The following is a 14,975-nucleotide window of genomic DNA, read 5'->3' as shown; positions in this document are numbered from 1 at the left end:
ACACGGATCCGAAGAATCCCGATTCCGATGGTGACGGTGTCAAGGACGGCGAGGAGCTGAACACCAAGGTCGACCCCGACACCGGCAAGACCGTGCCGAATCCGGATGACACCGATGCGGTGACCGATCCCAACGTCAAGAATGTCGCATCTGGTGACCAGGGCGACAGGAATGACCAGGGTGGCCAGGATGACGGCAATGCGAAGGATGCCAAGAGCGCCAAGGGTGCCCGCAGGCTTGCCAAGACCGGCGCGGACATCGCGCTCATGCTTGGTGTCGCGGTTCTGCTCGTGGCGGCTGGCGTGCTGATGCTGCGTCATCGCAGGAGCTGATGATCCATCAGTGATCCCCGGTTGAGTTGGCCGGACGGAGGAATCCCCCTCCGTCCGGCCAATCTCGTTATGCCACCCGTACGCCCTTTCTGGACTGTGCAGGGACTTACTCCCCTTCTGGACTGTGAAGGGACTTGCCTCAGGTGTCAATTTTTAATCCTTGGGATTCCGCCATTTCTGGGATTCCTTCACAGTCACAACCCTTCACGGTCCAAAAAGGCGATTCGTGGGCCGCGACGTTGCTGTTGTACAGACTTCGAGTACGTCCAACTTCGGGGGGTCTCCGTCTCAGCGCCCACTGGACTGTGAAGGGATGTGACTGTGAAGTGATGCTCAAAACCGCGGAATATCAACGATTAAAAATGGCCTTTCGCTGTTTGTGGTGGGTGGTTGTGGTGTGGGGTGATGCCGGCGGGTGGGTTGGAGGCATGGATGCCTCTTGCCTGTTCACCGACGCGTTGCAGTTGCAGGAGCCTTGGAAGGTCGGGTCCGTGGATTTCAGGGACGCGGGCGACGGCGGGCGGGAACCGCGCGTCGCGATCGTCTTCGGGCCCGGCGCGCGCTTCCATTGCCCCGAGACCGGCTGCCCCGAGACCGCCTGTCCGGTGCATGACACGAGTGGATTGGCTACAATGTATTAGACAGTCCGATGAGGGACGAATGACATGAGATTGGAGGCCGACGATGGCCGATCCGAGGCATCCGCGCAGGTTCACGGAGGGGTTCAAACGGCAGATCGTGCGGTTGTACGAGAACGGCAAGCCGCCTGTGGAGATCAAGACGGAGTGCGACATCTGCCATTCCACCCTGCACCGGTGGGTGCGGGGGATCCGCAACAGCGGCTCGACCAGGGCCACCGACGACCGCACGCCCGGGCAGAGCGAGCCGCTCGCATTGCGGAAACGCAACCGTCAGTCGGAGATGGAGGTGGACGTTTCAGAACAAGCGGCGCCGGTATCCGCACGAAAGCAGGCGTGATACGGTCCGACGCCGGCCGCTGCCCGATATCGGCGCAGTGCAGGATCCTGGGCGTTGCCAAGTCGACCCACTGCTGGATGCTCGACCACCCCGAGACCGAACGGGCCGACCCCCATGAGGAGGATGTGGGACGCGTGTGGCGCGACAGCGGCAGGGTGTACGGGGCCGGGAAGATCAAGGCCGAGCTGCGCCGCGGGGGCATCGTCATGTCGCGCCGCCGCATCTGCCGGATCGTGGAGGCCGGGGGCATGGCGGGCTCGTATTCGAGGGCCCGGTACCGGCCGCATCCGGCCAGGCCGAACGACGATCCGGTCCCGAACATCTTCGGCCGCGAATTCAATGGCTACGCCCCGCGCACGTACATCGCCGCCGACCCGGCCTACGTGAGGGTCGGCAATTCATGGGCGTGGATATGCCTGCCCGGCGGCCTCGCGAACCGCGGGATCGCGGGCCACGCCGTCGGGACGCGGCACGACGCGGATCTCGTGCTGGCCGCGTTCGCCGCGCTGCGCTTCCCGTTGGGCGGCATCGAGGTGTTCCGCGCCGACCGGGGCGGCGGGTTCACCGGGGAACGCGTCGGGCGCATGCTCGACGTGTTCGGCATCACGCGTTCGCTTTCCAGACCGGGCAGCCCGTACGACAACGCGGTGGTCGAGTCCACCGACCGTCTCGTCAAGAAGGAACTCATATACGCCAACACATACACGAGCGTGGAACGGCTGCGCTCGGACCTGAACAGGTACGTGTGGTGGTACAACCACCGACGGCTCCACTCGACCCTCGGATACCTGAGCCCCGTGGAGTTCACACAACAAGGAAACACCCTCTAGAAACAATCCAACACACCGTTGCCAATCCACGTCGGTACGGTGAAGGATGACGGTCTGCCCGCAGAAGGCGACGTCACCACCACATGGTCCCAGGTCTCCGGTCCGGAAGGCGGTATTGCGAAGTTCGTGGACGCCTCCGCTGCCAGCACCACCGTCACCTTCAACAAGGAGGGTGACTACGTCCTGAAGCTCACCGCTTCCGATGACGAGAAGGAAGGCTCCAGGGAAATCACCGTTCACGGCATCCCCTCTGACGGTACCGTGAACGTAGCCCCGCAGTCGAGCGCCTCTGCCAGCTACGCCAACGGCTACCAGCCGAAGGACAACGCCAAGAAGGTCATCGACGGTCAGGTGGTATACACCAACACGCCGAACGAGACCTGGAACAACTGGGGCGACAACACTGGTGTGGAGCCGTGGCTGCAACTGAAGTGGGCCGGCAAGGTGCCGCGGAAGAAGGCCAAGGTCTTCTTCTGGACCGATGGCGGTGGCGTGCCGATGGCCTCATCTTGGAAGCTCCAGTACGCTGACGCTGACGGTGACTGGCAGGATGTGAAGCTGGCTGACGGCCAGTCCTACACGGTCAACCAGAACGAAGGCAACGAAGTGAAGTTCGCCGACACCGTCGAAACCGACGAGCTGCGCGTGGTCTTCCCGAAGGGTGCCATCGTGGGTGCTTCCGAGTTCGAGGCGTACGCCATCGAGCCGGTGAGCGTGGACGAAGTCAACCGACTGGTGCAGACCGGTTCCAAGGCCGATGATTTGAAGCTGCCCTCCACCGTGAGCGCCGTATACACCGACGGTTCTCGCCGTGACCTCGCCGTCACGTGGGATAAGGTGACCGACGCTCAGCTGGCCGCCGATGCCGTATTCGATGTCAAGGGCACCGTCGCTGGTGCGCTGAGCGGTACGGTTGCACACATCGCGGCTCGTTCCGATACCGCATCGCAGACCGTGGGTAATGCGCAGCCGGTTGAGCAGACCGTCTACCAGAACGCCAAGTCCATCGACCTGCCCGCCACGGTTCCGGTGAAGTTCCCGAACGGATACAACGACGACCGCAAGGTCACGTGGAAGGATGCCGACATCAAGGCCATCGACCTGACCAAGGTTGGTGACTACGAGGTGGCTGGTACCGTCGACGACGGTTCGTCTTCCGCAGCTGCCAAGCTCACTGTCCACGTGGTTGCCGACCCGAACGGTTCCTCCACTCCTGAGCCTGAGCCTGAGCCGTTGGTCGGTTGGATTGAAGGCAAGGCGACCAAGACCACCATTTCGCCTGATTCCGAGGCGACCTGGTCACCGGCCGAAGGCAAGCTCAACGACGGCGTAGTCGTCGATGATACTTGGCCGACCACGGATGATCAGAACGTCAACGACAAGGTCTGGGGTTCTTGGGGCAAGGCAAAGGACGGCATGTACGCCCAGTACGACTTCGGTCAGTCCGTGACCGTTGACCAGAGCCGCGCCCAGTTCTGGGCCAACTTCGCTGAGACTGATGATTCGAAGGGTGGTCTGGAAGTCCCGGACGCTTGGGAGATTCAGTACCTCGCCGAGGATGGTTCTTGGAAGGATGTCGAGCCCACCGAGGATTACACCATTGTGCGTAATTCGCCGGCTTCTCGTGCGGATACCGATGCCAAAGGTTGGAGCACTGTGACCTTCAAGCCGGTCGCCACCAAGTCGCTGCGACTCGTGCTCACTCCGCACACCGGCAGCAGCACCTTCGGGGCCGCCGTGGCCGAGTGGGGCGTGCATAGTATTGACGGCACCGAGCCTGAACCTACCCCGGTCGACAAGACCGCGCTCAAGTCGGCTCTTGACACAGCCAACGGCCTCGATGCAAGCCGCTACACCGCCGCTTCATGGGCTGAGTTCCAGCAAATCATTGACGCTGCCCAGGCTGTGTACGACGATGCCAACGCCACCGAAGAACAGGTCGCCGAGCAGGTGACCAAGCTCGAGGACGGCCAGAAGGCGCTCGTTGCGCTCGCCACCGACGCGGCCAAAGCCGAGGCCGCTTCCGGCAAGTACACGGATAAGAGTGTCGAGGCCTTGAACAAGGCCATCGAGGCTGCGGAAGGTGTGCTCAAGGGCGATGAGGTCGGTGAGGTCACTCAGGCCACCGTCCAGGAAGCGTCCGCTTCGCTGAACAAGGCCGTCAAGGCCTTGGAAGAGAAGCCCGCCGCCGAAACGGTGAAGAAGGAGTCCCTCAAGGCTTCCATCGAGCAGGCCAAGAAGGCTGACAAGTCGAAGTACACCGAGGAGGCATGGCAGGCTCTGCAGAGCCAGATTGCCGCCGCTCAGAAGGTGTACGACGATAAGGATGCCAAGCAGGTCGACGTCGATGCCGCACAGGACGCTCTCGACAAGGCGTTCTGGGCCACGAAGCCGGAGCAGAAGCCCGGCTCCCAGCAGCCCGGCGTGACCGACACTGATAAGGATGATAAGGACAACAAGGGTGATCGTGTGCCTCCGACTGGTTCTGCGGTTTCCGTAGTTGCTGCGGCTGCCGTGCTGCTCACCGCCGCAGGCGTGACCATCCTGAAGCACCGCCAGTCCGGCGACCACGGTTCGGCCCGTCACTCGGCCTGACCCGCAACGGAGTCATTCTGCCGAGTGAGCCCCCTCGCAGAGGGGGCTCTAGCCTTTTCCTTCTACCCATCATTACTTTTTTCACTCACTCAATGAGGAGCACTATGAGTTTCCATGTATCCGTGCAATCGGTTCGCGCGGTGGCCGGTGGGCTCGTCGCCGCAACGACATTGCTGTCAGGCCTTGCCCTTGCGCCGACCGCAATGGCCGCCGATTCAGCCACCGCTGACAACGCGCCCAGCGTTGCCGGTCACGCGTATAACGAACTGCCGTATAACAATCCTGATGTCACCGTCACCCAAATCGACAATAGCGCACTGCCCAGCTACATGCGCAACCCCATCGGGCAGAACGAGGGTATTGACACCCCGAACGATCTTTCGCAGAACTACTACTCTGCAGATGCGTCCGCGCTGAGCTATGACGGCAAACTCTTCGTTTTCACTGGTCACGATGAGGCTTCGCCTGACTACGGCTCCTTCAATATGAAGGATTGGGGCGTATACGTCACCGATGAAGATGGTCTCAATCGAGGCAAATGGACACATTACAAGACCATCGCCAAGGCCGACCTATTCAGCTGGGCTACCGGTGATGGCGCATACGCTGGCCAAGTTGTGGCCGACGATAACGGCACTCCGAACGACACCTCCGATGATTGGTTCTACTACTACGTACCGGTGAAGGACAAGGCTTCTGAGGCGGCCGGACAGGACCCGTTCGCCATCGGCGTGGCTAAGTCGAAGAGTCCGCTCGGCCCGTGGAAGGATGCCATCGGTAAGCCGCTGCTCACCACATCGCAAACCCAGATTGAAACCATCGATCCGGCATTCTTTGTGGACGAGGATGGCACCGGATATTTGCACTTTGGTACTTTTGGCACCCAGCTCGCAATCAAGATGAAGAAGGACACCACAACCGGCCGCACCTCGTACACTGAGACCGAAACCAAGGCTGATGGCGCCACGCCGAACCTCCACACCATGAAGGACGCGGACAATAACGCGAATGGTCCGAAGGGCTTCTTTGAGGCGGCATGGGTGTTCCGTAAGGGTGACACCTATTACAACGTGTACGACGGTGGTGAGCCGGGCTCAGGTACAGCCACCTGCGTGGAATCGAACTACCAAGCTTGCATCCAGTACTCCACTTCTGACAGTCCGCTCGGACCGTGGAAGTATCAGGGCGTGATCGTGCCTTCCGGTTCCGCTACCACCATGCACCCCTCAGTGCTCCAGTTCGGCGACAAATGGTATGTGACCTACCACACCGGCGATAAGGAAGGCGGCACTGATTTCCGCCGTGCCGTGTGCATCGATGAAGTCGACTGGACCGCTGACGGCCAGATGACTTCCACCGCACATCCGACCAAAGCGGAGAAAACGCAACCCTCCACCAACGTAGCCCCGTACGCAAAGGTGAGCGCAACGTTCACCGAGACGCCGGCATACAAGGGCTCGGTGAACGATGGGCGTGTACTGCAAACCATTGTGGTGCCACCGAACCACTGGACCAACTACCGCTCCATTCCGCAGCCACAATCCGGCGACTCGCTGGTCTACCAATGGGATGGCACTGTGCGCGCCAACTCGTCCAAGGTTTGGTTCGATGTGGATTCCAACGCGCTGCGCGCGCCCGCTTCGTGGAAGATTCAGTACTTGGACGCGGACGGTACATGGAAAGATGTCACCAGTCCGAGCGGTTATACAACAACCACCGGCAAGGCCAACCCCAACACTGTCACGTTCGATGCAGTGACCACCACTGCTCTAAAGCTCGACATGACTGGCCAAGCTGTGGATGGAGGCTACGCCTCCGTAGCCGTGGCCGAGTGGGAAGTCGGCGCTGCTGATAGCGAATCGCCGGCAATCACTGCGCCGAAGGGCGTGACGACCGCCACCGGCACCGCGCCCACGCTGCCTGCCACCGTCGACGTGAAGTATGGAGACACGACCGTTGCTTCCCTGGTAATTTGGCGTCCGGTCGCTGCTTCTTCCTATGCCAAGGCCGGTTCGTTCAAGGCCTACGGTGTGGTTGCTGGCGTGCCCGGTGAGGCAAGCGAGCAAGGCAATGTGTCGGTGAACGTCACTGTTCAGGATGGCTACAAGCCCGCCGCCGATACCACGAAGCCGACCGTGACCGTTGCCGTCACCGCCAACGCGGGCAATAGCGAATGGCTCACTACCGCTCCGTTCGCCACCGTGCAGGCCACGGACGATATCACGCCGATTGCCAAGCTGGAGATTTCCACCGACCAAGGTAAAACCTGGATCACCATCGCGGTGAATGCCAACGCAACTATTGCCGCGCTTTTCCAGCAGGGTGATGTTGACGTGTGGGCTCGTGCCACCGATCAGACCGGTAACGTTTCCGACATCGCCAAGGCCAGTGGCAAGGTGGATTCCGCCGCGCCGACCGTGAAGGCCACTGTCGACAGGGAGGAGCGCACGCTGACCTTGACCGCTGATGACGGCACCGGTTCCGGTGTCGCATCAATTGGATACCGCATTGGCGCAGACGGTCAATGGGCCACGTACAGCAAGCCGATTGCTGCACCGAGTGCGTCGCGCGCCACCGTGTACTACCGCGCCACCGATAAGGCCGGCAACGTGTCCGCTTCGGCGAAAACCGACATTCCATCCGACACTTCCATGCCGCTGACCGGCTACATTGAGGGCGATGCCACCGCCACCGATGTGGACGGCAAGGCATCCGGCTGGGTCAAGGGTGCCGCCGCGTTGAACGACGGCAAGATTATTCCCGATATCACCATTGCCAACGAGGATGTCTGGGGCACTTGGCCCAACACCGGTGAGATGCGCCTCGACTACGAGTGGGACCGTGAAGTGACTATCGACTCTAGCCGCGTGCAATTCACCTCGGATGATGGCGGATTGGGTATTCCGGCATCGTGGGAATTGCAGTACTGGGACGCCTTGGCGAACAACGGTGCCGGCAACTTCGTGGATATTCCCGACGCCACCTACACTGTGACCGCCAATTCACCGTCTGCTGGCTGGGCCACCGGCGATGCCAAGGGGTGGTCTGATGGCACGTGGAACACTCCGGTCAAGACTACCAAGTTGCGTATGGTTATCACGTCCGGCTCGGCTTCTCCGGCTGTTGCCGAATGGCAGGTTCATGCCATTGACGACAGTGCGCCTGAGCCGCCTGAGCCCACACCGATCGACAAGACCGAGCTCAAGCAGGCACTCGCTGACTCGCCTAAGGCTGACGATGCCTCCAAGTACACCGAGACTTCATGGGCGGAGTACGCGGCGGTATTGGATTCGGCGCAGCAGGTGTACAAGGCTGAGGATGCCACCGAAGCTGCGGTGGCGGATGCCGCAACCCAGCTGAAGCAGGCAGCGAAGAAGCTGGTGCTTGTAGCTACGGTGCAAGATCGTGCCGCGCTGGGCGCTCAGCTCGATGCCGCCGCTGCCGTGGATCGGACGAAGTGGACCGATGAATCACCGGCCGTGCTGGATTCCGCAGTCGCTACGGCGAATGCGCTGATTGGTGACGATCGGGCCACGCAGTCTGATGTGAAGGCCGCGACTGAGGCAATCAGCGATGCCATTGCGGGTCTGGTTGAGAAGAGCACCACGAAGCCTGGCCAGGGTGGCGATAAGCCCGGTTCCGGCACGGACAAGCCCAACCAAGGCAACGATTCCAACCAGAACAAGGGTGATGCCGACTCCGGCAAGCACAAGAAGATACCTGACACCGGTGCAGCCGTGCTTGGTGTTGGCATCCTCGCCGTGGTACTTGCTGTTGCGGGTGTAATCATCCTCAAGCGCCGCAAGTCCGGTACCTGCTAGTCCCACTCGCTCGGCCTAGCATCACCAAGCCCCCGCGCATGAACAGCGGGGGCTTCACTTTTGTTCAATAACAAGCATTATGTGCGCGTATGAGACTACGATGGTGGGGAATCTACGAACAGGGGCAGCAATGACGGCATACATGGACCATAAGGATCTCGCCAACGAAGTTATCGATCAGGCGCGCGCACAAGAGATTACTGATGGTGTGCATCGCGTGCTTGACCAGATTGCCGCATCGGAGTCCGCAGCCGGGCGTGCTGCCGGTTCGGTGCAATTGCTGGCTGCCACCAAGACGCGCGATGTCGGCGAGATTCTGGCGGCTATCGATGCTGGTATTCGCGTGATTGGTGAGAATCGTCCACAGGAGATTACTGTCAAGGCTGACGGTCTGGCAAAACGACTGGGGGAGCGTGGTTATTCGCTAGGCGTGATTGATGCCGCTGAGGCTGACACGGCCAATGCCGCAGCTGCAACGCATATTCCCTTCCATCTCATCGGCCAATTGCAAGCCAATAAAATCGGCAAGGTGTTGCCGGCGGTGGACACCATCGAATCGGTGGATTCCATCGAACTGGCGGAAAAGATCGCCTGCCGTGCCACCATGCGCGGCATCACGGTCGGCGTGTTGCTGGAGGTGAACGAATCCGGCGAGGAATCGAAGTCCGGCTGCGCACCCAGCCACGCCATCGACTTGGCCCAACGCATCGGTGCGATGGGCGGACTGCGCTTGCAGGGATTGATGACTATTGGTGCCCATGTGGATGATGAGCGCACGATTCGTGCGGGCTTCGCGCACCTGCGCTGCACGCGCGACCAGATTCTTGCCTCCGGTGCCGAAGGCACGGCCGACTGCACCGAACTGTCAATGGGCATGACCCACGACATGGCCTACGCCATCGAAGAAGGCTCCACCATCGTGCGCGTCGGCACCGCCATCTTCGGCGAGCGCGCCTTCATCTGATTGGAGCTATACGGAAAAACGCCGCTTGATCAATAGCCAAGCGGCGTTTTTCCGTGAGGATTTTCGGCGTATCAATCACGCATAGATATTGCGCGGATGCATGTCTTCAGGCAGGCCGTCGAGCAGAATCGCCACAGAACCTTCCTCGAACACGGAGCGAATACCCGCGGCCAGCAGCGGTGCGCAAGACAGTACGGTCATATTCGGCAGGCGCTTCTCTTCAGGAATCGGCACGGTGCCCATAAACACGATTTCATGCGCGCCACAGTTGGCCAGTCGCTCCACGGCCGGACCGGAAAGCAAGCCATGAGTGGCGACCAAGGTCACCGACTTGGCGCCGGATTCGTTCAGGGTGCGCACGGCTTCGCAGATAGTACCGGCGGTATCGACCATGTCGTCGATGACCACGCAGTCGCGGCCGTCGACATCGCCGATAATGCCATGTGCCTCGGCATGGTTCGGACGAGTAATATCACGCTGTTTGTGGATGAACGCCAGCGGCAGATTGCCTAGCTTGGCGGCCCACTGTTCGGACACCCTGATACGGCCGGCATCCGGGGACACGATGGTGGTGTTGCCCAGATCAAGGGCGGAACGCACGTAATCGAGCAGCACCGGCATGGCGGTTAGATGATCGACCGGACCATCGAAGAAACCCTGCTCCTGAGCGGCGTGCAGATCGACCGTCATAATGCGGTCGGCACCGGCGGCGTGGAACAAATCGAAAATCAGACGGGCGGTGATGGGCTCACGACCGCGGTGCTTCTTATCCTGGCGCGAGTAGCCGAGGAAGGGCGCCACCACGGTAATCGACTTGGCGGAGGCGCGCTTCAAAGCGTCGATCATGATGAGCTGTTCCATAATCCACTTGTTGATATCGCCCGAATGACACTGCAGCACGAACACGTCCGCACCACGCACCGGTTCGGTGAAACGCACGTACATCTCGCCATTGGCAAAGTCATAGGACGTGGTTTCGAGGATTTCGGTTCCCAAGCATTCGGCCACCTTCTCAGCTAGCTCGGGGTAGGCGCGGCCCGTGACCAATACGAGTCGTTTATCCGGAGTGCCTTCAAGAATCGCCGACATGCGTTCGCATCCTTCGTTTGAGTCGCTGTGTGATTTACGCCTTAACCAGTGTACAAGCACCCCGCCGCAGCGAACGCCACGGCGGGGTGCCTATTTCGTAAGAGTGTTGAGATTGCCGAAATTACTCGGGGAACTCGACACTGACCTTATTGTCTTTGATGGTGAAGTTGCCGTACACCGAGAAAGTGCTGGAATCGTCTTCCGGCTCCCAACCATCGCTGTAACGGTACTCGTAATTCGCCGTCACGTCACCTTCGTCGGTGTTGAACGAGCTATCCGACAGGCTCACGCTGGTGACCTTCGGATAACCGTCAATCGTCCACTTGAAGTTGCGGTATCGGCTGGAATTGGAGGTGTAGTAGCTGAACGGGCAGCCCTGCGGTTCCGCATCAGTGGAAGCAGCACATTCATCCAGCTTGCTCTTCACCGCCGTGTCGATTTCCGACGTCAACTTGTCCGTAGGCTGAGCGTCAAGAGTGCCGCTATCGGAGCTGTTGGTGCTCAGAGACACGGTCTTGGCGGTGTAATAGTCGGACTTCACCACGCCAACTTTGTAGACACCGGGGTACACCTTGAGCTGGTAGTTGCCGGTTTCGTCCGCGTCGTTGTTCACAGCGTTCTTGGGCGTTACGGTCACGCCATTGACGGTGATGCTGCCCAGCGAGCTCGGCGCATATACCGAAATGGTCTTGACCAGCGGTTCGGCGACGGTCCAGTTCTTGAAGATCAGGAACTTGCTGCCGTTGGCCACCATCTTGATGGAATCGCCGGTGACCTCCTTGCCTTCAAGCGTGTATGTCAGCTGGGCGCTCACGGTGCCATCGACATTGTTGGAGGTCTGCGAGATGCGCGCGTTGGTGATGCGCGTGTTCTCGCCCGAGGATGCCTTGCTGGTCAGCAGTGCGCGCTGGTTTGTATCCACGTGAGAATCGGCGATGGTGTTGGCCTTGTCGTAGTCGCCGGAGGAGATGGCGGCCACATAGCTGTTCGCCACGCTCTTCGCGCTGAACACGGCGGAAGACAGCACGCCATACACGATACCGAACAGCACGAGGAAGCCGGCCGCGGCACCAACGATGATGAAGATTTTCTTCTGCTGCTCATTCATGGTGGTGGAGGTCGCGCCAGGTGCGGCTACCGGTACCGCTCCGGGAGTGATGGGAGCCGCGGTTGCGAATGCGGTACCTGGGGCACCGGGGGTTGCAGGAGCGGCCGGGGCACCCGGGGCAGCGGGCGCGGGTACACCGACACCGGCAACAGGAGGCTGGCCGGCGGACGTCGGCGTGACGTTGACGTGAGGCTGCGCAGCGTTTGCGCCCGTACCCATACCGGCGCGCGGCGTGCCCCACGTGGGCCACTTGCCGACCATTGCGCCGCTGGCATAGATGTAGTCGGCCACAGGCTGAGGCGTGGCACGCACAGTGCCGCCTACAAGCAGGGTCCACAGTCCCGGCATGGAAACCACCATGGTCGGGCCGAACGTCAGCGCAACGACCTCAACCAGGAATGCCCACAGGCCCATGACCAGGAAGTACCACATGGCAGGTCCGATGGTCTGAACTTGCGTGACGGAGGTGCGGTCGCCCATAGTGCCCATCAGCAGCGTGGCAATCGCCCAGAACACCATGATGGCGATCGGGGCTTTCCAGCAGTGCTGCCAGCCCATGTAGGCACGGTCGTACAGGTTGCGTGCGGAGACGCGCAATGTCGTGTAGAAGGTGAGGACCAGGAACACGGCGAACAGGATCCAAATAGGCCATACGGTAAAGCTGAGGTTGATGCTGAACAGGCTGAGATCCTGCGGCAGCTGACCGGACTCGGTCAGTGTAATGGCACCGAAGGTTCCCCAGGTGAAGAAGAACTCGCCGATCATCAGCAGTGTGACCGGGAACGTCAGTATCAGGATTCCCTGACCTGAGGAGAATGACACGGCAGACAGGGTCACCAAGCCGACGATGAAGAGCAAAGCCAGCTGGAAGCTCAAGACGCTGACCACCGTGCGCGTGTATCCGCGAACGCGGTGTGCCCACTGCCAAGTAGCTCCGAACACGTTCTTGGAATCGGGAGCATATTGGGCCAGTGCATAGCCGGCCAGAGCACCGAGTGCGGAGAGCAGGTAGGCCATAAAGAACGTACGCACTGTGGCACCGGTTACCTTGGCCACGATGGTGGTGCCACTGGCGAGTGGTGCCGCAGCGATGACCGCAAGCAGCGTGATGACCACGGCCGGCAGCAATCCGGTGATAAAGCCGGAGATCAGGCCGGTGAACTTGAATCGAATGCTCTTGGAACGGGCCAGCATGAATGCGCCGAATGCGGTGCCGATCAGCAATGCCAGGCCGGTGAGTCCCAGTGGGTACGACATCATGTTGCTGGCGTCCATGCTGGAGGATGAGAGGTCGACGATGTCGAAATGAATACCGCCAGACAGGCCCATGACCAACGACAAGAACAGGTAGTGGAAGAAGTTCATGCCGTTGCCGGTGATGAACATGCTGCCAATGGCTTGGTTCAGTGTTGAATCGGCCCCGAGGCTGGGCGCTGCGGTGCTCATGGAATTCATTGCGATTGCAGGGAAAATCGAAAGCACCAAAGCGGCTGCCGTACCGATGACGGCCGCAATGCCGATGGTCTGCATGTTGGGGGCGCCGAACAGTTCCTTGACCAGCGGGCTGGAAGAGATGGGTTGTACCGGAGCGGCGGGAGCCGGCGATGGGCCGAGCTGCCCTGGGTTCGGCATGGCCGTGGTCGGTGCGGTGAATGCCGGTCCGCCTGCGGGCTGGGCCTGCGGCTGTGCAGCGGGCTGAGGCGTCGGCTGCCCTGCTGCTGCGCCGGGCAACGGAATCGATGGTGCGGGAGCCGCGGGCTGTGCGGCCGTGGGAACGGCACCGGTGGGTCGACCGGGCGTGGGTGCGGCGGGCGTCGCTGCTGCTGGAGCTGACGCCGCGGCAAGATGGTTGCCGCAGGAAGCGCAGAATTGCGCTCCTTCGCGCACAGCTGCTCCACAATTAGGACAGAACATATCGTCCCCCTTCTTTTGATACTTCTTCGAGCACTATCGTACCCGCAAAATCAGCGCCATGACCATAGGGGCGAGGCTCGAAATGGACAATGCTGGGTGATGATGCGCGGGGGCTTGGTCGTGCGGGTTGACTGCGCGGGCTTGGCCAAAACGGTGGGCATCGCGAAACCGGCAAGAATATGGCCATACCCTGTCCCGCCTTATATATAGACTGTCCAAGTTGCCCGAAGATGCGGTGCCGGTTTGGTGCTGCGTCATGGGCTAACACGCATACACACTCCTGCCACGGAACGTCCGTGGCCGAATAGTCCGAAGGAGGTGGGTGATGTCTGCGCACAAGTACGAACTGATGTTCATCGCCGATCCTGAGCTGGATGAGCGCGGTCTGAAGAAGCTGACCGAGCAGTATCTGGAACTCGTCACCAAGGAAGGCGGCTCTTTCGACGAGCCCGATTACTGGGGCCGTCGCAAGCTCGCCTATGAGATTGCCGGTAAGACCGAAGGCAACTACGTCGTGGTGAAGTACACCGCCGAGCCCGCTACCAGCGATGAGCTCGACCGTGTTCTGAACCTCAACGAATCCGTGATCCGTACGAAGATTCTTCGTAAGGGCTGAATCAAGCGTTTAGTCAGCTGAACAACTGGTATTCAAGGTAAGTAAGAAGGACCGTTATGGCAGGCGAAACCGTCATCACCATCGTGGGCAACCTCACTGCGGACCCCGAGCTGCGCACTATTGGCAGCGGCGCGACCGTGGCGAGCTTCACGATTGCTTCCACCCCGCGAACCTGGAATCGTCAGACCAACCAGTTCGAGGATGGTCAGGCGCTGTTCATGAGGTGCTCCGCTTGGCGTGATCTGGCCGACCACTGCGCCCAGTCCCTGAAGAAGGGCATGCGCGTGATTGCCACCGGTCGCCTCCAGCAGCGTTCCTATCAGGCACAGGATGGTTCCCAGCGAACCGTCGTGGAGATGCAGCTCGATGAAATCGGGCCCTCCCTGCGCTACGCCACCGCACAGGTGACTCGCCAGTCGTCCGGTCAGGGCGGCTTCCAAGGTCGTTCCGGTGGTTTCCAGGGCGGTCAGCAGCCCAATCAGGGCTATGGCAACCAGGGCGGTTACAACGGTGGCTATCAGGGTGGTGGCGCTGGATACTCCCAGCAGTCTGCCGCTCCCGCCAACCCGTCCGCTCCTGCGGTCGACCCGTGGAGTAATGCCGGTGCATCTGATGCCGGTAGCTTCTCCACGTTCGGCGCTTCCTCCGATTTCGGCGGCGGCGATTCCGACCCGGAGTTCTGATCAGTACTTACCTCCCCGCTGCCAGCAGCAATCAATATCAAGATT

At 60.7% G+C, this 14,975-nt stretch carries 8 protein-coding genes and 4 pseudogenes; 9 read left to right on the top strand and 3 right to left on the bottom strand.

The features are described 5' to 3' along the window. The 7 genes and pseudogenes from ACEUKI_RS04255 to ACEUKI_RS04225 all read left to right on the top strand — a co-directional run. The coding region (locus ACEUKI_RS04255) for a hypothetical protein (RefSeq protein WP_374156529.1) at positions 1–332 on the top strand (332 nt) is incomplete at its 5' end. Positions 333–760: 428 nt separating this feature from the next. Next, a pseudogene (locus ACEUKI_RS04250) lies at positions 761–949 on the top strand (ISL3 family transposase); the annotation flags it as partial. Between the two features lie 67 nt (positions 950–1,016). After that, complete coding sequence (locus ACEUKI_RS04245; protein WP_060812410.1) at positions 1,017–1,310, top strand: transposase; 294 nt, start codon at positions 1,017–1,019, stop codon at positions 1,308–1,310. Then, complete coding sequence (locus ACEUKI_RS04240) at positions 1,307–2,140, top strand: IS3 family transposase (RefSeq protein WP_157825605.1); 834 nt, start codon at positions 1,307–1,309, stop codon at positions 2,138–2,140. The genes ACEUKI_RS04245 and ACEUKI_RS04240 overlap by 4 nt, the downstream gene beginning before the upstream one ends. A gap of 30 nt (positions 2,141–2,170) precedes the next feature. Beyond that, positions 2,171–4,735, top strand: a pseudogene (locus ACEUKI_RS04235) (Ig-like domain-containing protein); the annotation flags it as partial. 104 nt (positions 4,736–4,839) lie between these two features. Beyond that, the gene (locus ACEUKI_RS04230; protein WP_374156528.1) at positions 4,840–8,556 is read left to right on the top strand and encodes a family 43 glycosylhydrolase; all 3,717 of its coding nucleotides are present in this window, start codon (positions 4,840–4,842) and stop codon (positions 8,554–8,556) included. A gap of 130 nt (positions 8,557–8,686) precedes the next feature. Then, positions 8,687–9,520 (top strand): YggS family pyridoxal phosphate-dependent enzyme, encoded by an 834-nt coding sequence (locus ACEUKI_RS04225; RefSeq protein WP_181896173.1) that lies wholly within the window; start codon positions 8,687–8,689, stop codon positions 9,518–9,520. A gap of 75 nt (positions 9,521–9,595) precedes the next feature. On the opposite strand, the gene ACEUKI_RS04220 is transcribed toward ACEUKI_RS04225, so the two are convergent. The 3 genes and pseudogenes from ACEUKI_RS04220 to ACEUKI_RS04210 form a co-directional block, all read right to left on the bottom strand. Continuing rightward, the gene (locus ACEUKI_RS04220; RefSeq protein WP_080785476.1) at positions 9,596–10,609 is read right to left on the bottom strand and encodes a ribose-phosphate diphosphokinase; all 1,014 of its coding nucleotides are present in this window, start codon (positions 10,607–10,609) and stop codon (positions 9,596–9,598) included. A 763-nt stretch (positions 10,610–11,372) separates the two neighbouring features. After that, positions 11,373–11,768 (bottom strand): annotated as a pseudogene (locus tag ACEUKI_RS04215) (heme utilization protein); the annotation flags it as partial. Between the two features lie 1,797 nt (positions 11,769–13,565). Continuing rightward, a pseudogene (locus ACEUKI_RS04210) lies at positions 13,566–13,631 on the bottom strand (zinc-ribbon domain-containing protein); the annotation flags it as partial. A 325-nt stretch (positions 13,632–13,956) separates the two neighbouring features. On the opposite strand from ACEUKI_RS04210, the gene rpsF reads away from it, so the two are divergent. Further along, positions 13,957–14,247 (top strand): 30S ribosomal protein S6, encoded by a 291-nt coding sequence (gene rpsF / locus ACEUKI_RS04205; protein WP_003828111.1) that lies wholly within the window; start codon positions 13,957–13,959, stop codon positions 14,245–14,247. A 56-nt stretch (positions 14,248–14,303) separates the two neighbouring features. Beyond that, positions 14,304–14,930 (top strand): single-stranded DNA-binding protein, encoded by a 627-nt coding sequence (locus tag ACEUKI_RS04200; protein ID WP_021649261.1) that lies wholly within the window; start codon positions 14,304–14,306, stop codon positions 14,928–14,930. Positions 14,931–14,975 lie beyond the last annotated feature (45 nt).

Origin of the sequence: Bifidobacterium sp. 2450, assembly GCF_041900695.1 — a bacterium.
Classification (GTDB): domain Bacteria; phylum Actinomycetota; class Actinomycetes; order Actinomycetales; family Bifidobacteriaceae; genus Bifidobacterium; species Bifidobacterium longum.
Note: the sequence above shows the minus strand (reverse complement) of the source record. Positions and strands in the feature narration are given on the sequence as shown.